The 26,748-nt window shown below is 66.4% G+C and carries 21 protein-coding genes and 1 pseudogene; 5 read left to right on the forward strand and 17 right to left on the reverse strand.

Going from position 1 to position 26,748, the window contains the following annotated elements; translation table 11 throughout:
* Positions 1-31 precede the first annotated feature (31 nt).
* The 9 genes from AC4EEO_RS14665 to AC4EEO_RS14705 all read right to left on the reverse strand — a co-directional run bounded on the left by AC4EEO_RS14665 (position 32) and on the right by AC4EEO_RS14705 (position 11,120).
* Positions 32-289, reverse strand: coding sequence for a PLDc N-terminal domain-containing protein (locus AC4EEO_RS14665; protein ID WP_018762214.1), 258 nt, complete (start codon positions 287-289; stop codon positions 32-34).
* 66 nt (positions 290-355) lie between these two features.
* The gene (locus tag AC4EEO_RS14670; RefSeq protein WP_018762213.1) at positions 356-772 is read right to left on the reverse strand and encodes an acyl-CoA thioesterase; all 417 of its coding nucleotides are present in this window, start codon (positions 770-772) and stop codon (positions 356-358) included.
* A 38-nt stretch (positions 773-810) separates the two neighbouring features.
* Positions 811-2,892, reverse strand: coding sequence for an ABC transporter ATP-binding protein (locus tag AC4EEO_RS14675; protein WP_018762212.1), 2,082 nt, complete (start codon positions 2,890-2,892; stop codon positions 811-813).
* Complete coding sequence (locus AC4EEO_RS14680) at positions 2,889-4,622, reverse strand: ABC transporter ATP-binding protein (RefSeq protein ID WP_109863821.1); 1,734 nt, start codon at positions 4,620-4,622, stop codon at positions 2,889-2,891. The genes AC4EEO_RS14675 and AC4EEO_RS14680 overlap by 4 nt, the downstream gene beginning before the upstream one ends.
* 190 nt (positions 4,623-4,812) lie before the next feature.
* Complete coding sequence (locus AC4EEO_RS14685; RefSeq protein ID WP_491339165.1) at positions 4,813-7,020, reverse strand: MDR family MFS transporter; 2,208 nt, start codon at positions 7,018-7,020, stop codon at positions 4,813-4,815.
* On the reverse strand, positions 7,020-7,502 hold the full coding sequence (locus AC4EEO_RS14690; protein ID WP_018762209.1) for a MarR family winged helix-turn-helix transcriptional regulator: 483 nt from the start codon (positions 7,500-7,502) through the stop codon (positions 7,020-7,022). The genes AC4EEO_RS14685 and AC4EEO_RS14690 overlap by 1 nt, the downstream gene beginning before the upstream one ends.
* Positions 7,503-7,658: 156 nt before the next feature.
* On the reverse strand, positions 7,659-9,362 hold the full coding sequence (locus tag AC4EEO_RS14695; protein ID WP_491339166.1) for a thiamine pyrophosphate-binding protein: 1,704 nt from the start codon (positions 9,360-9,362) through the stop codon (positions 7,659-7,661).
* Between the two features lie 4 nt (positions 9,363-9,366).
* Complete coding sequence (gene speB / locus AC4EEO_RS14700; RefSeq protein ID WP_109863824.1) at positions 9,367-10,431, reverse strand: agmatinase; 1,065 nt, start codon at positions 10,429-10,431, stop codon at positions 9,367-9,369.
* A 113-nt stretch (positions 10,432-10,544) separates the two neighbouring features.
* Complete coding sequence (locus AC4EEO_RS14705) at positions 10,545-11,120, reverse strand: helix-turn-helix domain-containing protein (protein WP_018762206.1); 576 nt, start codon at positions 11,118-11,120, stop codon at positions 10,545-10,547.
* 275 nt (positions 11,121-11,395) lie between these two features.
* On the opposite strand from AC4EEO_RS14705, the pseudogene AC4EEO_RS14710 reads away from it, so the two are divergent.
* Positions 11,396-12,917 (forward strand): annotated as a pseudogene (locus AC4EEO_RS14710) (sodium:solute symporter family protein).
* Between the two features lie 77 nt (positions 12,918-12,994).
* Here the strand turns inward: AC4EEO_RS14710 and AC4EEO_RS14715 are convergent.
* On the reverse strand, positions 12,995-13,222 hold the full coding sequence (locus tag AC4EEO_RS14715; RefSeq protein ID WP_018762204.1) for a hypothetical protein: 228 nt from the start codon (positions 13,220-13,222) through the stop codon (positions 12,995-12,997).
* A 265-nt stretch (positions 13,223-13,487) separates the two neighbouring features.
* Between AC4EEO_RS14715 and AC4EEO_RS14720 the strand changes: the two genes are divergently transcribed.
* Positions 13,488-14,630 (forward strand): VIT1/CCC1 transporter family protein, encoded by a 1,143-nt coding sequence (locus AC4EEO_RS14720; protein WP_133832495.1) that lies wholly within the window; start codon positions 13,488-13,490, stop codon positions 14,628-14,630.
* Positions 14,631-14,671: 41 nt separating this feature from the next.
* Here AC4EEO_RS14720 and AC4EEO_RS14725 read toward each other — a convergent pair whose 3' ends face one another.
* Positions 14,672-15,808, reverse strand: a complete 1,137-nt coding sequence (locus tag AC4EEO_RS14725) for an LOG family protein (protein ID WP_491339167.1) — start codon at positions 15,806-15,808, stop codon at positions 14,672-14,674.
* A 257-nt stretch (positions 15,809-16,065) separates the two neighbouring features.
* Between AC4EEO_RS14725 and AC4EEO_RS14730 the strand changes: the two genes are divergently transcribed.
* Both AC4EEO_RS14730 and iolB read left to right on the forward strand, forming a co-directional pair.
* Entirely contained in the window at positions 16,066-16,806 is a 741-nt protein-coding gene (locus AC4EEO_RS14730; protein WP_018762201.1) for a GntR family transcriptional regulator, read from the forward strand.
* A gap of 17 nt (positions 16,807-16,823) precedes the next feature.
* Complete coding sequence (gene iolB / locus AC4EEO_RS14735; RefSeq protein ID WP_491339168.1) at positions 16,824-17,717, forward strand: 5-deoxy-glucuronate isomerase; 894 nt, start codon at positions 16,824-16,826, stop codon at positions 17,715-17,717.
* Positions 17,718-17,753: 36 nt separating this feature from the next.
* Here the strand turns inward: iolB and AC4EEO_RS14740 are convergent, their stop codons facing one another.
* Entirely contained in the window at positions 17,754-18,956 is a 1,203-nt protein-coding gene (locus AC4EEO_RS14740) for an MFS transporter (protein WP_018762199.1), read from the reverse strand.
* A gap of 172 nt (positions 18,957-19,128) precedes the next feature.
* Between AC4EEO_RS14740 and AC4EEO_RS14745 the strand changes: the two genes are divergently transcribed.
* A complete protein-coding gene (locus AC4EEO_RS14745; protein WP_018762198.1) occupies positions 19,129-19,578 on the forward strand; it encodes a MarR family winged helix-turn-helix transcriptional regulator in 450 nt (149 codons plus the stop codon).
* Between the two features lie 63 nt (positions 19,579-19,641).
* Here AC4EEO_RS14745 and AC4EEO_RS14750 read toward each other — a convergent pair whose 3' ends face one another.
* The 5 genes from AC4EEO_RS14750 to iolD all read right to left on the reverse strand — a co-directional run bounded on the left by AC4EEO_RS14750 (position 19,642) and on the right by iolD (position 26,724).
* On the reverse strand, positions 19,642-21,099 hold the full coding sequence (locus tag AC4EEO_RS14750) for a sugar porter family MFS transporter (RefSeq protein WP_491339169.1): 1,458 nt from the start codon (positions 21,097-21,099) through the stop codon (positions 19,642-19,644).
* A 76-nt stretch (positions 21,100-21,175) separates the two neighbouring features.
* Positions 21,176-22,189 (reverse strand): Gfo/Idh/MocA family protein, encoded by a 1,014-nt coding sequence (locus AC4EEO_RS14755; protein WP_133832500.1) that lies wholly within the window; start codon positions 22,187-22,189, stop codon positions 21,176-21,178.
* 57 nt (positions 22,190-22,246) lie between these two features.
* Positions 22,247-23,158, reverse strand: a complete 912-nt coding sequence (locus tag AC4EEO_RS14760; RefSeq protein ID WP_491339170.1) for a sugar phosphate isomerase/epimerase family protein — start codon at positions 23,156-23,158, stop codon at positions 22,247-22,249.
* Between the two features lie 71 nt (positions 23,159-23,229).
* Complete coding sequence (locus AC4EEO_RS14765) at positions 23,230-24,744, reverse strand: CoA-acylating methylmalonate-semialdehyde dehydrogenase (RefSeq protein ID WP_018762194.1); 1,515 nt, start codon at positions 24,742-24,744, stop codon at positions 23,230-23,232.
* A gap of 30 nt (positions 24,745-24,774) precedes the next feature.
* Positions 24,775-26,724, reverse strand: a complete 1,950-nt coding sequence (gene iolD / locus AC4EEO_RS14770) for a 3D-(3,5/4)-trihydroxycyclohexane-1,2-dione acylhydrolase (decyclizing) (protein WP_491340429.1) — start codon at positions 26,722-26,724, stop codon at positions 24,775-24,777.
* Positions 26,725-26,748: the final 24 nt, after the last annotated feature.

Genomic DNA, 26,748 nt, shown 5'->3' on the forward strand with positions numbered 1-26,748 from the left:
CCGCCGCGGCCTGGCGTCCCCGCCTGCCGGTTTAGGCGCCGCCGGCAGACCGCTTCCGGCCAAAGACGAAGTACCCCATGGGTCCGATGAAGTTGACGAAGGAAGCCGCCCGCCAGGCAGCCTTCGGCCCGTTGATGAGCTCCGCAGGCCGGCGGGAGATGTCCCGCTGGGCGGCAATGAGCAGGGACACCTGCACAATCGCCGTCAGGATGGTGCCCGCCTTGCCGGAAGGGGACATCTCCTTCCATGTCTTCTTCTTCCGCGCGGCACGGTTCTTAGTCCTGGCCATCAGGGTTTCCTTTCGCTGTCCGTCGTAGGTCCAGTCCAATGGGTCGGGCCGGACTTGTACAGGGGCTTAGTGCCTGTACGGGGCCATCCGGTCCTTTTGTTCCTGGGTGAGCCTCAGTACCCTGCCGGTGGCTTCGTCCACGAACGCCAGGTGGCTGCTGGCCTTCACGCAGTCCTCCCTGCTGACGGGGTCCTGGAGGACGTAGTGGATGTCGAAACTGGCCCCCTTGACGGCGCCGATCCATACCTGGACCACGGCCGGGACGTTGCGGTACTCGAGTGTCCGTACGTACCGGATCTTATGGTCAACCACCAGGGCCAAGGTTCCGGGCGGAAGGTCATTGAAGAGGGACACGTGCGGCTCGATGCCCGGCAGGCCGGCGCCCCGGGGCGGTCCGAAGGCTGCGATCCTCGCCTCCTCCAGCATGCGTACGATCTGGACGTTGTTGATGTGGCCATAGGCGTCCATGTCGCCCCACCGCATGGGCACCAGGACTTCGATCCGGCCGCCCCCGTGCGCGCTCAGCTGTGCACCGCCGTCGAATCATCCACCGGCATCTCGCCCGCATCCGCACCGGCAAACTGGGACATGTACAGGCGGTGGTAGGCGCCCCCGGCCGCGAGCAGCACCTGGTGGTTGCCTTGTTCGACGATTCGTCCGTTCTCCATGACCAGGATGGTGTCCGCGTCACGGATGGTGGAGAGGCGGTGCGCGATCACGAAACTGGTTCGATCGCTGCGCAGTGCCGCCATGGCCTTCTGCACCATCAGTTCCGTGCGGGTGTCCACGGAGCTGGTGGCTTCATCCAGGATCAGCAGCGAGGGGTTGGCCACGAAGGCGCGGGCGATGGTGATCAGCTGCTTCTCGCCGGCGCTGACGTTGTTTCCTTCCTCATCAATCACGGTGTCGTAGCCCTCGGGGAGCGCGCGGACGAAGCGGTCCACGAAGGTCGCCTTCGCCGCTGCCATGACCTGTTCCTCGGAGGCTTCGAGGTTGCCGTACCGGATGTTGTCGTAAATCGACCCGCCGAACAACCAGGCGTCCTGGAGCACCATGCCCACCTTGGAGCGCAGCTCCGCCCGGCTGAGGTGGGTCACGTCCACGCCGTCGAGCATGATGGAGCCGGAGTTGAGCTCGTAGAACCGCATGACCAGGTTCACCAAGGTGGTTTTGCCTGCCCCGGTGGGACCGACGATCGCGACGGTATTTCCAGGCTCGGCCGTGAAAGACAGGTCCTCGATGAGCGGCTTGTCAGGGGTGTAGCTGAAGGTGACGTTCTTGAAATCCACATGGCCGTCGGTCTTGGCGGGCAGGTGCTCGGTGGCGGTTTCCGCTTCCTCTTCGTCGGCGTCCAGGAATTCGAAGACGCGCTCGGAGGACGCCACGCCCGACTGCAGCATGTTGGCCATGCCGGCCATCTGCCCCAGCGGCTGGGTGAACTCGCGGGAGTACTGGATGAACGCCGTCGCATCGCCCAGGGACATGGCGCCGGAGGCCACCCGCAGGCCGCCCACCACGGCGATGCCCACGTAGCTGAGGTAGGACACGAACTGCATGACGGGGAAGATGATCCCGGAAACGAACTGCGCTCCGAAACTTGCCTTGTAGAGTGCTTCGTTGCGTTCCTCGAACCGCTCCAGCATGTCCGCATCCCGGCCGAACACGCGGACGAGGTCGTGCCCGGAGAACGACTCCTCGATTTGGCCGTTAAGGGTTCCGGTGTTCTTCCACTGGGCCGCAAAGAGCTTCTGGCTTCGAACCCCGATCATGCCCGCGGCCACGCCGGAGAGCGGGAGGGCGATCAGGGCGATCAGGGCGAGCTGCCAGGACACGATGAACATCATGATCACGATGCCCACCACGGTCAGCACGGAGTTGACCAACTGGGCAAAGGCCTGTTGGAGTGCCTGCTGGATGTTGTCGACGTCGTTGGTCACCCGGGACAGCACGTCGCCGCGCTGCCGGGTGTCGAAGTAGTTCAGCGGAAGGCGGTTGAGCTTGCTCTCGGTGTCGTCGCGCAGCCGCCGGATGACCTTCATGACAATGCGGTTAAGCACGTACCCCTGCAGCCACATAAAGATGTTTGCAACGAAGTACATCAGCAGGACCACGGCGATCAGCGTGGTGAGCTTGTCGAAGTTGATGCCGGTCCCGGGTACCAGTTCCATCCGCGACACCATGTCCGCGAAGTTGTCCTGGCCCTGCTGGCGAAGGCCGGCGACGAACTGCTCCTTGCTCGCCCCGGCGGGCAGCTGCTTGCCGACGACCCCGGCGAAGATGACGTCCATGGCCTGGCCGAGGATCTTGGGGGCAATGACATTGAGGACCACGGAAACCACCACCAGGCCCACCACGGCGTAGATGCCAACGGCTTCGGGCCTCAGCAGGCCCATGAGGCGTTTGGCCGATGGCCAGAAGTGTTCGGCCTTCTTGGCGGGCATGGCACCGAACATGCCGCCGTCCGCTTCGGTGGGCGTGAACTCCTCCTCGACGAAGTCCTCGTCGCCGGGCTGCCCGGGCGGGACCTCTCCGGCGCCTGCCGCCGGCTGGGCGGGCAGCGGGGTTTCTTCCATGGGGCTGGAGTCCTTCTTGCGGGCGCTCATGCCATTTCCTCCACGCTCAGCTGGGATTCGACGATTTCCTGGTATGTAGGCGACGTTTCCAGCAGTTCCTCATGGGTGCCGCGGTCCACGATCCTGCCGTTGTCCAGCACCAGGATCTGGTCGGCGTCGGTAATGGTGGAGATCCGCTGGGCCACGATGATGACGGTGGCGTCCGAGGTTGTGCCTTTGAGGGCGGCCCGGAGCCGGGCGTCCGTGGCCACGTCCAGGGCCGAGAAGGAGTCGTCGAAGAGGTAGACCCGGGGCTTCGTCACCAGCGCACGGGCAATGCAGAGGCGCTGCCGCTGGCCGCCGGATACGTTGGTTCCACCTTGTGCGATCCGTGATTCCAACCCGTTCTTCTTCTCCCGGACGAAGGACTCGCCCTGGGCTACCCGGAGCGCCTCCCACAGTTCCTGGTCCGTGGCTTCGGTCTTGCCGAAGCGGAGGTTGTGCTCGATGGTCCCTGAAAACAGGTAGGGACGCTGCGGCACCAGGGCCACCCGTTTGGTGATCTCGGCACGGTCCATGCGGTCCACCGGAACGCCGTCCAGCAGTACCTGGCCCTCCACGGGGTCGTACAGCCTGGGGAGGAGGGACAGGAGTGACGTCTTGCCCGCACCCGTGGACCCGATGATGGCAATGGTCTGTCCGGGCCGGGCCGTGAAGCTGATGTTGCTGAGCACCGGAGACTCAGCTCCCGGGTAGGCGAAGGTGACGTTGCGGTACTCCACCACGCCGGCCAGCGAGGCCGGGGCCTGCGGGTCCTGGGGATCGTGGATGGAGGGTTCCACGCCGAGCACCTCGCCGATGCGGTCGGCGCAGACGGAGGCGCGCGGGATCATCATTGCCATGAAGGTGCCCATCATGACGGCCATCAGGATCTGAAGCAGGTACTGCAGGAACGCCGTCAGCGATCCCACCTGCATGGCCCCGGCGTCCACCCGCTGGCCGCCGAACCAGAGCACCGCGGCGGTGGACAGGTGCAGGATCATGCTGATGGCCGGGAACATCAGGACAAACAGTGCCCCAATCCGGAGCGAGACGTCCGTAAGTTCCTTGTTGGCGCCGCCGAAACGTTCGGTTTCGAACGGTTCACGCACGAAGGCCCGGACCACCCGGATGCCAATGATCTGCTCCCGCAGCACGGCGTTGATCCGGTCGATCTTGCGCTGCATGGTGCGGAACAGCGGCATGAGCCGGACCACCAGGTACCCCACCACGACTGCCAGCAGCGGAACCGATACCCAGACGAGCCACGACAGGTTGAGGTCCTCGCGCAGCGCCATGATGATGCCGCCGACGCACATGATGGGGGTGGCAACCATGAAGTTCAACCCCATCAGCAGGAGCATCTGCACCTGCTGGACATCGTTGGTGCCTCGGGTGATCAAGGTGGGGGCTCCGAACCCGTTGACGTCCTTGGCAGAGAAGCTCGTGACCTTACGGAACACCGCGCGCCGCAGGTCCCGGCCCACCGCCATGGCCGTGCGGGAGCCGAAATACACGCCGGCAATGGCCGCACCCACCTGGGCGAAGGCCACCAGGAGCATCATGGCACCGGTACGCCAAATGAAATCGGTGTCTCCGCGCGCCACCCCTTCATCGATGATCTGCGCGTTCAGGCTGGGAAGATAGAGCGCGGCGATGGTGGATGCAAGCTGGAAAACGACGACAGCAAGGATGTACGGCGCGTACGGTTTGGAGTAGCGCCGAATGAGGGTCAGGAGCATGGTTTCACTCTAGCGATCCCCACTGACATTGACGCCGGGCATGAATGCTTTTTCTGCCCCAAAGTGGTCCATGACCAGATGGAAATGCCGCAGCCCGCGCCCGGAGGGTGCTCCGGGCGCGGGCTGCGGCATTGGGTCCGCGGCAATAGGTCGGCGGGAAGGGGGCCGTGGCTGGTCCGCCAGCGGCGGGCTAGCTTCCCTGCACGGACTCCGGCCGGTCGGCGCGAGACTGCGAGGGGGCGGCGGCACTGTGCTTGCCGTGGCCTGCCAGGTACAGCGCGGCCGCAGCCTGAAGCTTGCGCTCCTTCAGGAGCTTGCGCTGGACCCTGCTGAGCTCAGCGGCCGTGGCCGCCTGCTTGGCTGCAACCTCCCGCTGCGAACGCAGCTGCTCCTGGACATCCAGGACCAGGCCGCCCAGTTCCACCTGCTGGCGGGCCAGGAGCTGTTGGGTGTCCTGCAGTTTCCGGAGCGTGTCAGCGGCGCTGGCCACGGCGTCCGCGGCCTTGTCGACGCTGTCGGCGGACCGCAGGTCCAGCCCGTCGGAGCGGAAACTCCTGGCGAAGACTTCCTCGAAGTCCTCCGTGGCAACCCTTCCGGACGCTGTCGCCGCGGCGGCAGCACCGCCGTCGTACGTCTTGGCAGGGGCAACTGCGGCACCGGCATGCGTCGAAGTCCGTGCCGCGGTTCCCAGTCCGCCGGGGACGGGCCCGTTCCCGGCGGCAGCAACCACCGGCAGCTGGCCGGTCATGGCGGTCATTCCCGCTTCACCGGCGGCATTGGCCTGCAAGGTCGCCTCCGGGGTCATGTCCACGGTCCTTCGCAGCGGCCTTTCCTTGATGAAGATGACGGCGATGAGGGCCACCACGCTGACAATGGCAGTGATCATGAAGATGCCTGCCGTGGCGTCGCCGTAGGCCGCGCGCATGATGTCCGCAATCGGCGCGGGCAGGTCCTTGAGGTCCAGCGTGGCACCGCTGCTGCCGCCGGCTTGGACGCCGATTTTTGCGAGCCCGTCGGTGGCCAGGTCCTTGACGTGGTTGGCCATGACGGCGCCCAGGACGGACACGCCGATGGCGCCGCCCACCGAGCGGAAGAACGCGACGGAGGCACTGGCGGAACCGATGTCCTTGGCCTGGACGGTGTTCTGCACGGCGAGGACGAGGTTCTGCATCAGCATGCCCAGTCCGAGGCCGAAGATGCCGGTGTAGAGGCCGGTCAGCCAGAGTTCGGTGGTGTGGTCCATGGTCCCGGCCAGGGCCAGGCCGCCGATCAACATGATGGTGCCGCCGATCAGGAAGCGCTTCCACTTGCCGTAGCGGCTGATCAGCTGGCCGGACACGACGGAACCGACCAGGTTGCCGGCGATCATGGGCAGGGTCAGCAGGCCGGCCTCGGTGGGCGTGGCGCCGCGGGCCACCTGGTAGTACTGGCCCAGGAAGGTGGAGGAACCGAACATGGCCACGCCAACGGCCACGGACGCAACGATGGCCAGGGCGGTGGTGCGCTCGGAGATGATCTTGAGCGGGATGATCGGCTGGGACACCTTGGATTCCACCAGGACCAGCAGTGCCAGCAGGAGGACACCGCCGCCCACCATTACCGCGGTCTGCCAGGACCACCAGTCGTAGTAGTCGGGGTTGCCGGCGAAGGAAACCCAGACCAGGAGCAGGCTGACGCCGGACGTGAGCAGGATGGCGCCGAGCCAGTCGATCTTGGCGGGGCGCTTAATGTGCGGAACCTTGAGCGTGATCTGGAGCAAAATCAGGGCGACGACGGCGAGCGGCACGCAGACAAAGAAGGTCCAGCGCCAGCCCAGCGGGCTGTCCACGATGAAGCCGCCGAGCAGCGGGCCACCGGCCGTGCCGACAGCCATGACGGCGCCCATGTAGCCGGAGTACTTGCCGCGCTCGCGCGGCGGGATGATGGAGCCGATGATGGCCTGCGCCAGGGCGGTCAGCCCGCCCATGGCGATGCCTTGGATCACGCGGGCGGTGAGCAGGAACGGAATGTTTTCGGAGAAACCTGCCATGACCGAGCCGGCAACGAAGATCACGATGCTCAGCTGGACCAGGACCTTTTTGTCGAAGAGGTCGGCGAGCTTGCCCCAGATGGGGGTGGTGGCAGCGTTGGCCAGCAGGGCGGCCGTGATGACCCAGGCGAAGTCGGTCTGGGTGCCCTTGAGCTCGGACATGATGGTGGGCAGCGCGTTCGCCACGATGGTGCTGCTGAGGATGGCGGTGAAGAAGGCGGCAAGGAGGCCGGTCAGGGCTTCCATGATCTGCCGGTGGTTCATGGGTGCGCCGGGTTCGTGGCGCTTGGATTGCCGCGATTCCTGTTTAGCGGAGCGCTGGCGCTGGCGCTCCTGCTCCTGGTCCGCGGCGGCGGTGACGTTGGCCATTAGTTGACTCCTGCGTGTTCGTTGGTGGTTCCGGCCGCCCTTGCCCGGATGGAATTCTTCAGGGATGCGGTGAGCTTGTTCAGCATCGCGGCGGTTGCAACGGCGTCGTCCTCGTTCCAGTCGGCGAGGTAGCCCTGCAGGGTTTCTGCCCGGTGGCGCACCAGCTCTGCGAGCTTTTCCTTTCCCTTGGGTGAGAGGGCCAGCAGCTGGGCCCTCCCGTCGTCGGGGTCCGGAGTGCGAAGCACCAGGCCGGCGTCCGCCAGTTCCGCGACGTGCCGGCTGAGGACCGGAGCGCTGACCCCCAGCCGTTCGGCGAGGTGCGCGGCACGGGTTTCCCCTTCGCCAATGAACTTGAGCACGCCTTGGAGTGCGATGCCCGTATCTTGACCTTTGACGTTGACCATGGTGACGCAGCGCAGCGCGCGCTGGAGGTCATAGATATGGCTGACGAGGTCGGCTGCGGTGGCCGGTGCGACAGACATGATCCTCCCTAAAGAATTAGTTGCTGCAAGCAACTGTACCAGTAAAAGGTTGCTTAGGGAAACGAAGTTATTGTCGTGGACGTCTCTTAAATGGCAACGCTCCCCCACGCAGCCGTTGCCGGCGCGTAAGGGAGCGTATGCGCAGAAGCCTTGGGTTCAGCGGCCCAGATGGGTGGGCGCGAACATCTTCAGGAGCGTTTCAACCACGACGACGTTGGGGCCGTCTGCGGCGAACGCTGCCTTGAGCGCGTTCCCCACATCCTCCGGGGCCACCCGGGTTGCCGGCACGCCGAAGGACTCCGCCAGCTTCACGAAGTCGGGGCGGGCCAGTTCGGTGGCCGTGGCCTTGCCGAAGGCACCCACCATGTACTCGCGCAGGATGCCGTAGCCGCCGTCGTCCACGATCAGCCAGGTGACCGGCACGTTGTGCTGCTTGGCAGTGGCCAGCTCGGCAATGGAATACATCGCCGAACCGTCCCCGGACACTGCCAGCACCCGGGCGGCGTTGGCGCCCTTGCCGGTGGTTTCCAGTCCCACCGCACCGCCGATCGCCGCCGGGAAGCCGAAACCGAGCCCGCCGGCGCCCTGGGCCGAGTGGAACTGGCCCTGGCGGGCGTCCCAACAGGACCAGGCCCAATAGGCGCTGATGGTCATGTCCCAGAACGTCTGCATGTCCGCCGGCACTGCCTCACGGATGTCCGCCATGAACTTCAGTTCCTTGCCGAGGTCCTGGGACTCGAGCCGGGCCTTGACCTTGGCGAGCGTGTCCCTGACCAGGTCCTCGGGCGTGGTGCCGTGCCAGTCCGCCTGTTCCCCGCGCGGCTCCGTCAGGGCGCCGTCGAGCGCCGCCAGCGCCTGGCCGGCGTCGGCACGGATGCCCAGGCCCGGCCGGTTCGACTCGAGCACGCGGGGTTCGGCGTCGATCTGGATGATCCGGCCGCGCGGCTCGAACGTGAAGTAGTTGGAGGTCACTTCGCCAAGCGAAGAGCCGATGACCACCAGCACGTCGGCGTCCTCGAGCAGCTCCGTCATGTACTGGTCCTCGATCCAGGACTGGAGTGAGAGTTCATGGTTCCAGGGGAACGCGCCGTTGCCGCCGGGCGTGCAGATCACCGGGGCGCGGAGCTTCTCGGCTAGGGACAGCAGGGACTTTTCCGCGCGGCCGCGCCGGGTGCCGCCGCCGGCAATGATCGCCGGGCGCTTCGCCTCCGAAAGCCAGGACACGGCCTCGCGGACCAGTTCAACGCGCGGCGGGTTGTCCGCGGCCTCGGCGAGCGCATCCTCCACCGGCGGCACCATGATGGGATCCAGCAGGACGTTCTGCGGGATTTCGAGCCACACCGGGCCCTGCGGCGAGGAGATCGCCTCGGTCCAGGCGTCCTGGATGGCCGAGGGGATGCCGGACGCGTGCTGGATCAGCCGCTGGCTCTTGGTGACGTTGGCGGCCGAGGCCTTCTGGTCATCGAGCTGGTGCAGCATGCCCTTGCGGCGGGCACCGAGGCCTTCGAGCGGAATTTGGCTTGCCACCACCACCATCGGGACGCCGGTGGCATAGGCCTCCTGCAGCCCGGCCAGGGACGTCAGCGCGCCGGGGCCGGTGGAGAGGAAGAGAACGCCGACCTCTCCCGTGGCTCGGGAGTAGCCGTCGGCGGCGAAGGCAGAGTTGTTCTCCACCCGCGAGGAGACGAACTGCAGGTTGCCGCGGCCCATCGCATCAAAGAGTCCCAAGGCGTGCTGGCCCGGAATGCCGAACACCGTCTTGGCGCCCAGGGCTTCAAGCGTTTCGACGACGAGATCCCCGCCATTGCGCGCGCCTCCCCCGGGGGCGCCGGCAGGAGTGGGGTGTACAGGTTCGGTCATGGATCTACTCCTTGGCGGCGGCAGCGAAACCGGCGGGCCGGTGGGCCTCCCGGCCCAGCGCCTGGGCCTCGTAGCCGTTTGCCGCACCGAAGCGGTCCCCGGGAACGGCGTTGTCCGCCATCAGGGTCACCAGCTCGTACGCGACGTGGCTGGCCGCGACGCCGGTGATCTCGGCGTGGTCGTAGGCCGGGGATACTTCGACGACGTCGGCGCCCACCAGGTTCATGCCGCGGAAGCCGCGGATGATTTCCAGGAGTTCGCGGCTGGTGATGCCGCCGGCTTCCGGCGTGCCGGTTCCAGGCGCATGCGCGGGGTCCAGGACGTCAATGTCCACGGAGATGTAGAGCGGGCGGCTGCCGATCCGGTCGCGGACCTTGGCCACCGTCTCCAGGACGCCCTGGTAGTAGACGTCGGCGGAGGTGACGATGCCGAACCCGAAGCGGTGGTCGTCGTCGAGGTCCTTCTTGCCGTAAAGCGGGCCGCGGGTGCCGATGTGGCTGATCGCCTCGGTATCCAGGATGCCCTCCTCAACGGCGCGGCGGAACGGGGTGCCGTGGGTGTATTCGGCGCCGAAGTAGGTGTCCCAGGTGTCCAGGTGGGCGTCGAAGTGCAGCATGGCGATGGGGCCGCCGGCACGCTCGGCAGCCGCCCGAAGCAATGGCAACGCGATGGTGTGGTCCCCGCCCAGGGTCAGCAGCTTGCTGCCGGCCGCGGTCAGGTCCAGTGCGTTCTGCTGGATGGTCTCGATGGCCTCGTTGATGTTGAACGGGTTGACCGCCATATCCCCGGCGTCGGCCACCTGGATGTTCTCGAACGGGCTGACGTCCCAGGCCGGGTTGTAGGGGCGCAGCAACCTGCTGGCCTCGCGGACGTGGTTGGCGCCGAAGCGGGCGCCGGGCCGGTAGGAAACTCCGGAATCGAAGGGGACACCCACCACCGTGACGTCAGCCTTGGCCACCTGGTCCAGGCGGGGCAGCCGGGCATAGGTGGCGGCACCTGCGTAGCGCGGAATCCGGGATGAATCGATGGGGCCAAGGTTGCCGTTGGCTTCGATGCGCAGTTCTTCCAATGGAGGCCTCTCCTTCGAGGAGTTGAGGGGATTGTGTGACTGCCATCATACACTTCTGTTTCCTTTGGAGCATCAGGTGTTTACCAAACCGACCCCGGGACCCTGAGGAGCAGTCAGCGGCTGGCGGCGGGCACCAGGACCCAGAGCACCTCGACCGGCTTATCCGAGGGATTGATCCACGTGTGCGGCTCCCGCCCCGGGAACGTCACCGTATCGCCGGTACTGAGGTCGTATTCCTCGTTGGTGAGGATCAGCTTGATGGACCCCTTGATCACATGCAGCACGTCCACGTCGCAGTCCACGGCGTAGAGTTCGGACTCGCCGCGGCCGTGCGGCTCAATGACGGCCTGGATGATCTGGACCCGGCGTTCCGAACGGGCGGTCAGCAGCCGCTCTACGATGCCCTGGCCGCCGAGCGAGATGCGCGGGCCGTCATTGCGCTTGGTGAGGTGGGTTTCCGGCGCAGCGAAGAGGTCGCCAATCGAAATCGAAAGCACCTGGCAAAGTGTCACCAGTGAAGCCACGGACGGTGAGGTCAGGTCGCGCTCCACCCGGCTGAGGAACCCCTTGGTCAGCCCGGTGGCGTCCGCAACTTGCTCGATGGTGAGCCGCTGGGACTGCCGGGCGGCCCGGATCCTGGAACCGATGGCGACCGGGACGTTGCTGGGCTCAACTGGCAGTGCCTTCATCTACGAACCTTTCATGGCCGGCAGCCCGGCTCCACTCTCGAGCCATCCTAATCCGCGGCGCTTTTGTGACGCGCGCATGCCACACCCGGGCCGCGCGGCGCGATTGTTCTTGACTGTTGCGGCCGTCACATCCTAGGCTTTGAAAACTCCTGTTGCCTATAAGGCAATACTGGAATCCCCAATACTGGAATCCCCTCCGTTCGTCCGCGGCGGTTCCGCGGGTCCTCGCCCCCGGTCCCATACCCGGCGCCCAACAGCTCCAAGGAGCCCTTCACATGGATGCAAGTGCCATCAACATCGCCATCGTGGTGGTGTATCTGCTCGCAATGCTGGCCTTCGGCTGGTGGGGCAAGTCCCGCACCAAGAACAACAGTGACTTCCTGGTTGCCGGCCGCCGGCTGGGCCCCTTCCTGTACACCGGCACCATGGCCGCGGTGGTCCTGGGCGGTGCGTCAACCGTGGGCGGCGTGGGACTTGGCTACAAGTTCGGCATCTCCGGGATGTGGCTCGTGGTGGCCATTGGCGCCGGGGTCCTGCTGCTGAGCCTGCTCTTCGCCGGCACCATCCAAAAGCTGAAAATCTACACCGTGTCCCAGATGCTCACCCTCCGGTACGGGAGCCGGGCAACGGAAGGCCTCGGGCATCGTCATGCTCGCCTACACCCTGATGCTCTGCGCCACCTCCACCGGTGCGTACGCCACCATCTTCGTGGTCCTGTTCGGGCTTGACCGGGCCCTCGCCATCGCGATCGGCGGAGCCATTGTGCTGGTGTACTCCACCATTGGCGGCATGTGGTCCATCACCCTGGCGGACCAGGTCCAGTTCGTGATCAAGACCGTGGGCATCTTCTTCCTGATGCTCCCCTTCACCCTTAACGCCGCCGGCGGCCTTGACGGCATCCGCAGCCGCGTTGATGCCAGCTTCTTCCAGATTGACGGGATCGGCGTCCAGACGATCATCACCTACTTCGTCGTCTACACGCTGGGCCTGCTGATCGGCCAGGACATCTGGCAGCGGGTCTTCACCGCCAAGACGCCCAAGGTGGCCCGCTGGGGCGGAGCCACGGCCGGCGTCTACTGCATCCTGTACGGTGTGGCCGGTGCGCTGATCGGCATGGCCGCCAACGTGGCGTTGTCCAACGTCAAGATCGCGGCCAAGGACGACGCCTACGCCGAAGTGGCGCAAAACCTCCTGCCCGTCGGCATCGGCGGCCTGGTCCTGGCCGCCGCCGTAGCTGCCATGATGTCCACCGCGTCCGGCGCACTGATCGCCGCCGCCACCGTGGCAAGGGCGGATGTCCTGCCGTTCGTCGCCGGCTGGTTCGGCAAGGAGGTTTCCACCGGCGATTCCGAGAACCCGGAGCACGACGTCAAGGCCAACCGGGTGTGGGTCCTCGCGCTGGGCATTGTGGCCATTGTCATCGCCATCATCACCAAGGACGTAGTTGCGGCCCTGACCATTGCCTACGACATCCTGGTGGGCGGCCTCCTGGTAGCCATCCTGGGCGGCCTCGTCTGGAAGCGCGGCACCGGACTGGCAGCAGCGGCATCCATGGCAGTCGGCTCCGTGGTGACCCTGGGCACCATGATCATCCTGGAGGTCAATGCCAAGGCGCCACTGGACGGCATCTACGCGAACGAGCCCATCTACTACGGCCTGATCGCCTCGGCCATTGTCTACGTCGCCGCCTCGCTGCTCACCCGCCCCACCGACCCCCTGGTCATGCAGGCCTGGCAGCGCCGCGTGGCCGGGCAGGAGCCGGAGGAAGCTTCCGAGGAAATCCTCGCCGGCCACTGACCGGACACAGGCTTCAACGCACGACGACGGCGCCTCCTTTCGCTTCAAAGCGGAAGGAGGCGCCGTCGTCGTTGGTCCTACTCCCCTTCGCCGCGGAGCTCGTCATCATCCAGCGGGACCTCGCGGTCCTCGGCGTCGATGACGACCGGAGGGGCCTTGACCACGGGCTCTTCCTGGTCCAGGAATTCATCCTCCGCGTCCCAGCCGGCATCGTCCACCGGGGCATCCTCGGCGTAATCGTAGGCGGGGTCCGCTTCTACGGCGTCCAGGTGCGGCATGTCGGGGTGCTGTCCGGTGGTGCCCATGATCCAACCTCCGTGTTTCGCCTGGCGTGCTCTTTCGGGACGGGCGAAGGCCGCGCCACCCCTTCATCACAGCACCGGCCGGGCTGGGGGTCAAGGGCCGCGGCGGCACCATCAAAGGCCGTGGAATCGAGGAAATACGGGGTGTTTTTTACGGTAAACCGAAACTCCCCAGCGAGGTTTGCCAGCCAAAAAACCGCGGAAAATCGCAGTACGCTGGCAGGGCAAAGGCGCCGCAACCATGCCCTTTCCAAACCCAGGAGTACCAGTGTCGCAGCACGCCCAGTCCGAATCCCATGCCGTCCCGGAGGCCGCCACGACCCCCCGGAGCCAGCCCTCGCCGTCGAACATCAAACGGTGGCGCCAGTACCTCGCCGACGAGCGCGCCGAAGCCGCCGTCTACCGCGACCTGGCGCAGAACCGCGAAGGGGAAGAGCGGTCCATCCTGCTGGCCCTGGCTGAAGCCGAAGGCCGGCACGAGGCGCACTGGCTGGCCCTGCTGGGCGAGCACGCGGGCAAGCCGAAACGGGCATCCGCCCGAAGCCGGTTCCTGGGGTTCCTGGCCCGGCACTTCGGCTCCGTCTTCGTGCTGGCCCTGGCCCAGCGGGCGGAGGGCCGCTCCCCCTACGCCAAGGACCCTAATGCCACCGAGGCCATGGCGGCCGACGAACAGATCCATGAGGAGGTGGTCCGGGGACTGGCAACCCGCGGCCGCAACCGGTTGGCCGGTACGTTCCGCGCCGCCGTCTTCGGTGCCAACGACGGCCTGGTCAGCAACCTCTCCCTGGTGATGGGCATGGCGGCGTCCGGAGTGGCCAGCAGCGTGGTGCTGCTCAGCGGCATCGCCGGGCTCCTGGCCGGCGCCATGTCCATGGGGGCCGGCGAGTTCATTTCCGTCCGTTCCCAGCGGGAACTGCTGGCAGCCACGCGCCCCACCCAGGTCACCCTGGCGGCTGCGCCCAAGCTTGACCTCGAACACAACGAACTCCTGCTGGTGTACCTGGCCCGTGGGATGTCCCGGGAGGCAGCCGAACACCGGGTGGCCGAGCGCACGGGCCTGCTGTCCTGCGACTGCGACCCGAGCCTTTCGCTGCAGCCGGAGCTGCCGGAGGAAGAGGACCAGCATGAGGCAGTAGGCACCGCATGGGGTGCCGCGCTCTCCAGCTTCTGCTTCTTCGCATCCGGCGCCATCATCCCCATCCTGCCGTTCCTGTTCGGCCTCACCGGCGTTGCCGCCCTCGTGGTGGCGGGGTCCCTGGTGGGCATCTCCCTCCTGGCCACAGGCGCCGCTGTTGGCCTGCTGTCCGGCACGTCCCCGCTGACCCGCGGCCTGCGCCAGCTGGCCATCGGCTTGGGCGCCGCCGTCATCACCTACCTGCTGGGACTGCTGTTCGGCACGGCGGTGGGCTAGCCGCCACCTGCCCACACTCCGTGGAGGTCTTCGGGCGCCCCTCATCGGCGCCGGATGACCTCCACTGCTTCGTCCACTGTGTCCACCAGGAAGATGTAGTCGGCCATGGTGCGCCCGGCGGCCAGGCTGGCCAGCATGGGCCAGGCCGGGTATTCCTGTTCCCAGTGCCGGCGCCCCACCAGCACCATGGGAGCCACCTTTTCCCGGGCACCGTAGTAGTTTTCGCAGGCGTCCTGGAAGATCTCCTGGACCGTGCCCGCGGCTCCGGGGAGGAACACGATGCCGCCGTGGCACAGTTGCAGGAGGATGGCTTCGCGGATGGCGTTGGCGAAGTATTTTGCGATGTGCGTGGCGAAGTAGTTGGGCGGCTCATGCCCGTAGAACCAAGTGGGGATCCCCAGGGACGGAGTCCCGCCCGGGTGGCGGTCGACGACGGCGGCGGCCGCGCGTGCCCAGGCCGAGACCGAGGGCCGGAACCCGGGGACGGCGGCGAGCGCCGTGAGCTCCCGCTGCAGGTCGTCGTCGGACGCCCCGCTCAGGTACGCACCCAGGTTCGCCGCCTCCATGGCGCCGGGTCCGCCGCCGGTGGCCACCACATGTCCGTCGCGGGCAAGCAGCCTGCCCAGCCGCGCCGCCTGGGCGAACCCCGAACTGCCGCGGGGGGCCGCATGGCCGCCCATCACGCCGACGATGGACCGGCGGTTCCAGGGCGCGGAGCGGGTGAGTTCGTCGAGCGCATCGCCGATGGCGTGGTCGTGCAAGGCAGAGGCCAGGGTCGCGTCCACGCGATGGCGCTGGCCGGACTGGATGCTCCAGTGGTAGATGCGGGCATCGGGAAGTTCCTCGTAGGGAGAGGAAGCCAGCCCGTCGTAGAGCTCGGCCGGGGAATACAGGGTCGCGCGGTAGGGGTCGAACGGGACGCCTTCGAGCCGGGGAAAGATCAGCGCGCCACGGCTGCGGAGGTTGGCCTCCATGCCGTCGTCGAAGAGGCAGCCAAGGAACATGGCCCCCTCAACATCCACCCTCTTTAGGTCCGCGGCCCGCCCCCGGAGGTCCAGCGACTGGGCGTGCCAGCCATGCAGGTTGACGGCGCCGCCGGCAACCAACCGGTCGAAGCTGGCCAGGTCCTGGACTTCGAGGTTGCGGGGACGGGGGCCAAGGCTGCCGGCGAAGTTCACGGTTGCTGCCCTCCGGTCCTGGTCATGGAGCCAGCCTAGGGCACCGCAGATGCACGGCGGGGCTCTGCCGCATGCCGCGATGGGCGCCGGGCCTGTCCCGTCCGGCCACCAGCCGCGACTTCCCTTGACGCCCGGAACCCGCCTGCTACGATCGAGCAGGATAGTATGTCCTATCAAGAGAACATATAGGCGCTCGGTACGTCGGCACGCCGCCCGGACCGACTGCCGCGCAGACACCAAAGACGAGGGACCGCACCGTGGCGAACAACCTGGGACTGAACATCGACCGTTCCTCCCCCGTACCCCTGTACCACCAAGTGGTCCAAGGGATCGAAGCCGCAATCTACAGCGGGGTGCTCGAACCCGGCAGCCGGCTGGACAACGAAATCGACCTGGCCGCCCAGCTCAACCTCTCCCGGCCAACCATGCGTAAGGCGATGGACGAACTGGTGCGTTCAGGCCTCCTGGTGCGCAAGCGCGGTGTGGGAACCCAGGTGGTGTCCAGTCAGGTGCGCCGCCCGCTGGAGCTCTCGAGCCTCTACGACGACCTCACCAACAACGGCAAAAAGCCCACCACCGAGGTCCTGAGTTTTTCCCATGTGGAGGCGGACGACGCCACCCTCACCACGCTCCAGCTTCCGGCCGGCTCCAAGGTCTACCATTTCACCCGGCTTCGGAAGGTGGCCGGCAAGCCGCTGGCCCTGATGGAGAACTGGGTGCGCGACGATATCGCCGACATGGACGAGGCCATGCTGGGGGCCGAGGGCCTGTACTCGATCCTGCGCCGTGGCGGCGTGAACTTCCGGCTGGCCAACCAGCGCATCGGCGCCGTGAATGCCAACGACTACCAGGCATCCATGCTGGACACAGCCGCCGGTTCCGCCCTGGTCACCATGGAACGCACGGCCGTGGATGACACCGGCCGCCGCGTCGAGACCGGGCACCACGTCTACCGGGCCGATTCATACAGCTTTGAAATGACCCTCGTACAGCGCTAGCGCAAAGGAACACCGCCATGACCAACTGGGTCTATCCCCTGGGCACAGCCGCGGACGGAAAATGGGACGTTTCGATCGGCACGTCCGACTCCTCCCTCTCCGTGGAGGGCTGGGCACACACGGGACTCAAGGTGGCCACCTTGCCGGCGGGCGCCGCCGTCGACCTTCCCGCCGCAGGCGAGGAACGGATCGTGGTGCCCCTCAGCGGGTCGTTCACGGTGACAGTGGACGGCACGGAATACCCGTTGGCCGGCCGCCCGGCCGTTTTCGCCGGCCCCACCGACGTACTCTATTCCGGCACCGGACGCACCGTCCGCATCACGTCAGCCGACGGCGGGCGGGTGGCCGTTGCCACCGCCCCGGCCCGGGCCTCGTACCCCACCCGGATGGTGCCCGCCGCCGACATCCCGGTGGAACTGCGTGGTGCGGGCAACTGCTCCCGCCAGGTCCACAACTTCGGCACACCGGCAGCACTCGAGGCGGACCGCTTCATCGTTTGCGAAGTCCTCACCCCGGCCGGCAACTGGTCCTCCTACCCTCCGCACAAACATGACGAGGAGACGGACGGCGAGACCTCCCTGGAGGAGATCTACTACTTCGAAACCCAGGTAGCGGCCGGCGGCGCGGCACCTGCCGATGCGGATGCCATTGGATACCAGCGCGTCTACGCTTCGGACGAGCGGCCCATCGATGTCTCGGCAGAAGTCCGCACGGGCGACGTTGTGCTGGTGCCCTACGGCTGGCACGGCCCCGCCATGGCTGCCCCGGGATACGACCTCTACTACCTGAACGTCATGGCGGGCCCGGGGCCGGTGCGCGAATGGCTGATCAGCGACGACCCGCACCATGGCTGGGTACGGCAGGCCTGGGAGGGCCAGGACATCGATCCCCGGCTGCCCTTCGGGGCCTAACCAAAGACCGGGCGCTTCTTTTCCCGGCCCGGCGGCCTAGCGGACCGCCAACGGTTCCGCCGCCTGCACCTCGCCGGCCGGCCGCTGTTCGCCGCGCTTGGCGGCCGCCGCTGCGAACGCCATGACCACCACTCCCGCAAGGGTGATGACAGCCCCGGCCCAGATGGGCGACGTATAGCCGAATCCCGCAGTAATGGTGACCCCACCCAGCCAGGCGCCCAGGGCATTGCCCACGTTGAACGCACCGATATTCGCCCCGGAGGCAAGCGTGGGAGCGCCGGGGGCATACTTCATGACCCGCATCTGCAACCCGGGAACTGTGGCGAAGCCGAAGCCGCCCATCAGGACCAGTGAGATGACGGTGAGCACCGGATTGGCGGCGGTGACGGCAAAGGCCACCAGGACCACGGAGAGGATGGCGAGCACCGCCAACAGCGTCCGGTCGACGTTGCGGTCTGCCGCTTTTCCGCCCAGCGTGTTGCCGGCGAAGAGTCCCACGCCGAAGACAATCAGCAGCCATGGCACGGTGGAGGCGGCGAAGCCGGACACCTCGGTCAGCGTGTAGGCGATGTAGGTGAACGCGCCGAACATTCCGCCGAAGCCGAGGATGGTCACCACGATGGACAGCCAAACCTGCCCGGAGCGGAAGGCCCGCAGCTCGGAGCGGAGGCTGCCCGCCTTGTCGGCTTCACCGGCCTGCCGGGGCACCAGGGCAAGGATTCCGGCGAGGGCGGCCACCCCGATAACCGTGATGGCCCAGAACGTAGCCCGCCATCCGGCGGCCTGGCCCAACAGCGTGCCGAACGGAACGCCCAGGACATTGGCGGCGGTGAGTCCGGTGAACATCAGCGCAATGGCACCGGCCTTCTTGCTGGGCGGAACCATGCCCGCGGCCACCACGGCGCCAATTCCGAAAAAGGCACCGTGCGACAGGGCGGCGATGATCCGGCCCAGCATCATGGGCCAATATCCGCCAGCGGTGGCGGAGAGCAGGTTTCCTGCGATGAACAGGACCAGCAGGGCAGCCAGCACCGGCTTGCGTTCAAACCTCGTCACGGCTGCGGTGAGGCCCAGCGCGCCCACCACGACGGCGAGCGCGTAGCCGGAGATGAACCATCCGGCGGAGGCCTCGCTGACGCCGAAATCCGCGGCCACCTGCGGAAGCAGTCCGGCGATGACAAATTCGGTGAGTCCAATTCCGAAGCCGCCGAGGGCGAGGGCTATCAGGCCAACAGGCATGGAAATGCTCCTTTGAGTTGCAGGGGTTGGTTGTCCCGTGGAAGGGAAGGCGCCTAAGATAGTTGCAGGCGCGGTATTTATTGTTGCACATGCAAATATACCGCGCAAGCAACTATCTGCGTTCAATGATCGATGGCCGCCCGTTTGGCGCCATTGTGGTGAAGGAGCAACCATGGGCATCAAGGACGACGCCGTTGAGGTACGCGCCCAGGGGTGGCGCACCTTGGCGGCCCTGCATGGCTTGATTGAAGGTGAGCTGGAACGTTCCCTGCAGGCCGAGTCGGGGCTTTCTGTGGTGGAGTACACCGTGCTGGATGCCCTCAGCCGGCAGGACGGGTGGCATATGCGGATGCAGCAACTTGCCCGCGCCACGGCACTCAGCCCCAGCGCCACCACCCGGCTGGTGAACCGGCTGGAGGACCGCGGCCTCCTGACCCGGATCCTGTGCGACGACGACCGCCGCGGCATCTACACCGAGCTGACCGGCAGCGGCATCAACCTGCTTTCTGAGGCCCGGCCGGTCCACGATGCCACCCTGGAGCGTGCGCTGGACCAGGCCCAGGCGGTCCCGGAGCTGGCGCCGTTGGTGGACGCCCTGCCCCGGTTGCACGCGCCGGCATAGAGCAGCCCCCGGAAGGATCAGCACGCGGGACGCTGCTTCCTGCGTGGTAACGGACGGGGAGGGTCAGGGAACCTTGGCCGCGGCGTCCGTGGGGTGGCCGGCGACGACGTTCTTGAAGTAGTGCTCCAAGTCCTCCAGGCTCTTGTCCTTGGTCTCCGGCACGTACTTGGCGGCGAAGCCGATGGCACCGATGCCCAAGCCGGCAAACACGAAGAAGGTGTTGGAGATCCCGATGACGGCCAGCAGCTGCGGGAATCCGAAACCGACCAGGAAGTTGATGGTCCACAGCAGGAACGCCGAAGCACCCATCCCCAGCCCCCGGATCTTCAACGGAAAGATTTCCGAGAGCATCAGCCACGTCACCGGTGAAATCGCGCCTTGCTGGAAGGCCAGGAACGTCACGGTCAGGGCTAGGATGGCGAAGCCCCTGTCCGGGCCTTCGGGGAGGATCAGCGAGAAGAGGCCGATCAGCAGCAGCGTCGTCGTGGTGCCAATTTGTCCCGTGATCAGCATCCTGCGCCGGCCCACCTTGCCCAGCAGCCAGATGCCCACGAACGTGGCAAGCACCGAGATGGCGCCGTTGGCGATATTGGCCGTCAAGGCGGCCTCGCGGCCAAAGCCTGACGTGGAGAGGATCTGGGTTCCGTAGTACATGATCGAGTTCACGCCGGTAATCTGCTGGATCACGGCAAGGCCCAGTCCCACGAAGAAGATGCGCCGGAGCCATGGGATGCCGAGGTCCTTCCACGAGCCCATCGTGGACTTGCCGTCTTCCAGGGCCATGGCTTTGACTTCTTCGAACTCCCTGGCTGCTTCCTCCTGCGATCGGATCCGCTGCAGCACCCTGAGCGTCTCGCCGAAGCTGCCAGTGGACGCCAGCCACCGGGGGCTCTCCGGCATGAAGTTCATCCCGATCCACAAAGCGATGGCCGGCAGCGTGGCGATCACCAGCATCCAGCGCCAAATGCCGTGCGACCCGCCGAAGGAGTTGCCCAGGCAGGCGTTGAAGGTGAACGCCAGCAGCTGCCCGGTGACGATCATGAGTTCGTTTCGCGTGACAATGCGGCCGCGCCGGTTTCCCGGCGCCACCTCGGCCAGATACACAGGGACCGTAACGGACGCCCCGCCCACGGCGAGCCCCAGGACGAACCGGGCGGCGACCATCACCCCGGTGTTCGGCGAGAAGGTACAGGCAAGGGTGCCCGCCAGGAAGATCACGGCCAGCCCCATGAGCACCAGCCGCCGGCCGTGGCGATCCGCCAAGCGTCCGCCGAACAATGCACCGAAGGCCGCACCGAACAGCAGGGACGACGTGACCAGGCCCTCGGTCAGTGGTGTCAGGCCCAGGTCCTCCTGCATGTACGGCAGTGCCCCGTTGATTACACCGGTGTCATAGCCGAAGAGCAGGCCGCCCAAGGTGGCGATGATGGTGGCAGTCCGCAGTGCCCGCCTGTGGTTGCCCGGCGGGATGGTGGCGTGCTGCAGCCCGTGCGACGCATGCTGGTCAGGAGTGGATTTCACATAAACACTCCATTGTGGACCAGCAGGGATGCGGACACAAAAGAGGGACGGACGGCCGGCCCGTCCCCCTCCTGTCCTACTTGTACAGGTCCGGCTTTGCGGCCAACTTCACGGCCACCTTTTCACCGTTCTTCTGCGCCTCGACGCCCGCTTCGCAGCACGCGGCGGTGGCGTACCCGTCCCAGGCGGAGGGGCCGCCGATCCCGCCCTTAAGTGCCGCGTCCACCCACGACTGGATTTCGACGTCGTACGCGGCTCCGAAACGCTCCTCGAACCCTGGCGTGACGTTGCCGCCCCAACGGCCGGCGCTGCGCGTGTAAGGGCCGGTGTCCCCGCCGATGCTGACGATGCCGTCCTCGAAGGTGGCCTGGGTAGCCACTTCGTAGCCGAACTTGGCATTGACGTAGATTTCGACGTCGGCCAGGACCCCTGACTCGGTTTCAATGAGGACGTGCTGGGGATCGTGCTGGCCGTTGGGCGCGGTCCTGGTTGCCTTGCCCAGGCGGACCTGGACGCTGGTGATTTCCTCACCGGTGAAGTAGCGGATGGCGTCGAATTCGTGGACGACGGAGTCGTTGATGAGCATCTCGTTGGTGAAGCCTTCGGGGGTGGTGGGGTTGCGGTGCTGATGGTGCAGCATCAGCAGCTCACCCAATTCCTGGTTCCGGATGATCGAGCCAAGGGCTGCGTATTCGGCGTCGAAGCGGCGCATGAAGCCCACCTGGATGCGCTGGTGGCCCAGGGCAACCTCGGCTTCGACGATTTTCCAGGATGATTCGGCGTCCGGGGTGAGCGGCTTTTCGCAGAGGATCGGGATGTCCTTGGCGAGCGCTTTGAGCAGGATGTCCTGGTGGAGGAACCCCGGGGTGGCGATCAGCACCGCGTTGACGCCACCGTGAGTGAGGGCTTCCTCGGCGTCGGTGAGGGCAACGGCACCGGGGATGCCTTCGATGGCGGCCTGCGCGCGGGCAAGGTCGACGTCGACGACGGCGGCAACTTCTGCTCCGTGGATGCGCTTGCTGAGGCGCTGGATGTGGTCTGCGCCCATGCGGCCTGCCCCGATAACGGCGACGCGGAGGGATTCAGTCATTGTTCAGTCCTTCTGGTTCTGGAGGGAAGGGAGGTGCAGTCCGCCTGTGCTGGTCCGTCAATTGACAGTGGTGCGGGAGCCGCAGGACAGCAGGTAGTTTCGGGTGCGCTTGGCGATCGGCATCGGAACGTCGAAGGCCACGGGGTACATGTCCTGCTCCACGATGCCGAAGATGGGCCGGTTCAAGGCTTCCACTGCGTCGATGACCGCACGCAGGTCGGGCAGCCCGTTCGGCGGTTCGGTCATGACTCCTGCGAGGTTCGCCGCGGCCCAGGTCATGTTCTCGTCGTTGACCTTCTTCAGGATCTCCGGGTTGACCTGCTTCAAGTGCAGGTAGCCGATCCGGTCCGGGTAGTTCTTGATCAGTTCCAGGCTTGAGGCGCCGCAGTATTCGGCATGGCCGGTGTCCAGGCACAAGTTCAGGTATTTCGGGTCCGTGGCGTTCAGAAGGGTTTTAATGTCCTCCTGGGCTCCCACGTGCGAGTCTGCGTGGGAGTGGAACTGCTGCTGCAGGCCAAAGTCCTCCAGGAGGGTCTTGCCCAGGCGGTCGTGGCCGGCGAACAGGTCTCGCCAACCCTTCTCGCTCAGTGTCCCGCTCTCCACGGCTTCGCCGGTGACGTCGTCGCGCCACATGGCCGGGATGACCACCATATGCTCTCCGCCCATGGCGGCGGTCAGTTCAGCGACTTTCCGGGCAGGTTCCCAGGCGGTTTCCCACTGGTCCAGGCCGCGGTGGAACGCGGTGAATACGGTGCCGGCGGTGACCTTGAGGTCACGCTGCTTCAGTTCTTCGGCAAGCCGGATGGGATCGTTGGGCAAGTAGCCATAGGGGCCCAGCTCGATCCATTTGTAGCCTGATTCGGCCACCTCGTCGAGGAAGCGTTCCCACGGGGTCTGCTGGGGATCGTCCGCGAACCAGACGCCCCAGGAGTCCGGTGCCGTGCCGATGATCAGCTTGTTCTCAGTCATGTGCCTGTTCCTTTGGAGGGTTTCGGCAGGTTCAACCACCGGTGGTTGAACGTGCCGAAACCGGATGGGGACTAGTTGGAGGGGAAGTTGTAGGAGGCGCCGGAGGCGTGGTGGGTTTCGGGCCAGCGGGAGGTGACCACTTTGCCGCGGGTGTAGAAGGAGACGCCTTCGGGACCGTACATGTGCTTGTCGCCGAAGAGGGAGGCTTTCCAGCCGCCGAAGGAGTGGTAGGCCACCGGTACCGGAAGGGGCACGTTAATGCCGATCATGCCGACGGTTACCGAGCGCTGGAACGTGCGGGCGGCCGCGCCGGAGGAGGTGAAGATGGCGGTGCCGTTGCCGTAGGGATTGGCGTTGATCAGCTTGATGCCGTCCTCGAGGGTATCGACGCGGACCACCACCAGGACGGGACCGAAGATTTCCTCCGTGTAGGCGGTCATTTCGGTCTTGACATGGTCGAGGACGGTGGGGCCTACCCAGAAGCCGTTTTCGTGGCCGGGGACCACCAGGTCGCGGCCGTCCACCACCATGGCGGCGCCGGCGGTTTCGGCGTCGGTGACGATCCGGACAATGCGTTCCTTGGAGGCCGGGGTGATGACAGGGCCCATTTCGGCGCCGGGCGCGGTGCCGTTGTTGACCCTCACGGCTTCGGCGCGTTCCTGGACCTTTGCCACCAATGCATCGGCGGCGTCTCCGACGGCGACCGCGACGGAGATGGCCATGCAGCGTTCGCCGGCGGAGCCGAACGCGGCGGCCGCGAGGTGGTCCGCCGCATTGTCCAGGTCGGCGTCGGGCAGGACGATGGCGTGGTTCTTCGCCCCGCCCAGCGCCTGGACGCGCTTGCCGTGCCGGGTGGCGGTCTCGTGGACGTACTGGGCGATCGGGGTGGAGCCGACAAAGGAGATGCCGTCCACGTCCGGGTGGGTGAGGAGCCCGTCCACGGTTTCCTTGTCGCCGTGCAGGACCTGGAACACGCCGTCCGGCAGCCCGGCTTCCTTCCAAAGCTTGGCCAGCAGCAGGGAGGCGGAAGGGTCGCGTTCGGAGGGCTTCAGGATGAAGGCGTTGCCCGTGGCAATCGCCATCGGGGCCATCCACAGCGGCACCATGACGGGGAAGTTGAACGGGGTGATGCCCGCAACCACGCCGAGCGGTTCACGGAAGGAGAAGACGTCGATGCCGGTGGAGACCTGGTCCGAGTAGTCGCCCTTGAGCAGGGTGGGGATCCCGCAGGCGTACTCCACCACTTCCAGGCCACGGCCGATCTCGCCCTTGGCGTCGGAAAGGACCTTGCCGTGCTCGGCGGTGACCAGGGCCGCGAGTTCATCCACATGGGCGGCGACGAGCTCGCGGAACGTGAACAGCACTGCGGTACGCCTGGCCAGGGAGGTCTCGCCCCAGGAATCGGCGGCCTTGCGGGCAGCGGCGACGGCAGTGTCCAAGTCGGCCCGGTTGGCCAGGCGCAGCTCGCCGGTGACCTGGCCGGTGGCCGGGTTGTAGACGTTCGTGGTGCGGTCGCCCTCGCCCGGGGTTTCGGCGCCGTTGATGAAGTGGTTGATCACGGTAGCTTCAGTGGTGGTGGCAGTCATGGAACTCTTCCTTGAGTAGGGGAAAGTGGGTCAGCCGAGCAGTTTGCGCTGGCGTGACTTGTGGTCGGCGTAGGCCCCGTAGGCCTGCGTGGTGGAGTCCAGTTCGGAAACCTGCGCGACCGGAACGTCCCACCAGGACTCGGAGGATGGTGCGTCCAGGAGAGGATCGGACTCGACATGGATCAGGATGGGCCCGCTGCCCTCAGGGGCGGCTTTGGCATCGCGGATGGCCTGCTCCAGTTCGGCGATCACCTTCTCCCCGGGTTCGATCCTGATGACCTTCACGCCCAGGGATTCGGCGTTCAGTGCAAGGTCCACCGGCAGGGTCTCGCCGGTGTCGAAGCTGTGCTGCTCCTCGTCCAGGGCCCGGTAGCGGGTGCCGAAGCGCTGCGAGCCCAGGGATTCGGACAGGGAGCCGATGGAGGCGTATCCATGGTTCTGGATCAGGACCACGATCAGTTTGATGCGTTCGGCGACCGCGGTGACCAGTTCGGTGTGCATCATCAGGTAGGAGCCATCGCCCACCATGACGACGACGTCCCGTACGTCCGCGCGGTCCCCGCCTGCCGCCGTCGCACGCGCCGCTTCGGCGAGCACTGCCCGCTTGACCCCGAGGCCGCCGGGAATTTCGTAGCCCATGCAGGAGTAGGCGTATTCGACGTGGTAGCCGAACGGGTCGCGGACGCGCCACATCTTGTGCAGATCGCCGGGCAGCGACCCTGCAGCGCAGATCACCACATCCGCCGCCTCCATGGCCCGGTTGGTGGCGCCGATGATTTCGTTCTGCGCCGGCAGCGGGGTGTACCGGGTGTCGAACGCCTGATCCACGGTGGCGTCCCAACGCTTCTTCTCCGCCGCGACCTTTTCCGCCAGGTCTGCGCCGGTACGGTAGCCACCCAGGGCCGCGTTCAGCTTCACCAGCGCCTTGCGGGCGTCCGCGACGATCGGAAGGCTGGTGCCGTGCTTGTAGGCATCGAGCGGGGCGACGTTGATGTTGATGAACGTCACGTCGGGGTTCTGGAACGCTGTGCGTGACGCGGTGGTGAAGTCCTCGTAGCGCGTGCCGATGCCAATGATCAGGTCTGCCTCTGCGGCAATGGCGTTCGCCGCGGTGGTGCCGGTGGAGCCGATCGCTCCGAGGGAGTGCTTGTGGTCCCACGGCAGGACGCCGACGCCGGCCTGCGTGTTGCCCACCGGGATGCCCGTCAGCTCGGCGAACTTTGCCAGTTCGTCGTTGGCGTAGGCGTAGAGGACGCCGCCGCCGGCGATGACCAGCGGGCGCTTGGCGGCGCGGATCGCCGCCGCGGCGCGGGCGATGTCGTCGTCCTCGGCCTCGGGGCGGCGGATCCGCCATTCCCGCTCGGCCAGGAATTCCTCCGGGACGTCGAGCGCCTCGGCCTGGACATCCTGCGGCAGCGAAATAGTCACCGCCCCGGTTTCGGCCGGGTCGGTCAGGACCCGCAGCCCGTGGTGGAACGCGGAGAACAGCTGCTCCGGCCGGGAGACCCGGTCGAAGAACTTGGACAGCGGCCGGAACGCGTCGTTGACCGAGAGGTCATAGGCGTACGGCTGTTCGAGCTGCTGCAGCACCGGATCCGCGACCCTGGTGGCGAACGTGTCAGACGGCAGCAGCAGGACCGGCAAACGGTTGGTGGTGGCCAAGGCGGCGCCGGTCAGCAGGTTCGAGGACCCCGGGCCGATCGAGGTGCTGATGGCGAACGTCTGGCGGCGGCGGGTGTGCCGGGCGTAGCCGACAGCCTGGTGGACCTGGGCCTGCTCGTTCCGGCCCTGGTAGTAGGGCATCAGGGACGGGTCCTGCTGCTGGTATTGCTTCAGCGCCTGGCCAACGCCGGCAACGTTGCCGTGGCCGAAGATACCGAAGGTGCCCGGAATGAGCCGCTCCCGGTAGTCCACGCCGCCAACGTTGTCAACGGTGTACTGCTTGGACAGGTATTCGACGACGGCCTGGGCCACCGTCATCCTGCGTGTTCCTGTGGTGCCCAT

The organism is Pseudarthrobacter sp. MOO13 (genome assembly GCF_058267655.1).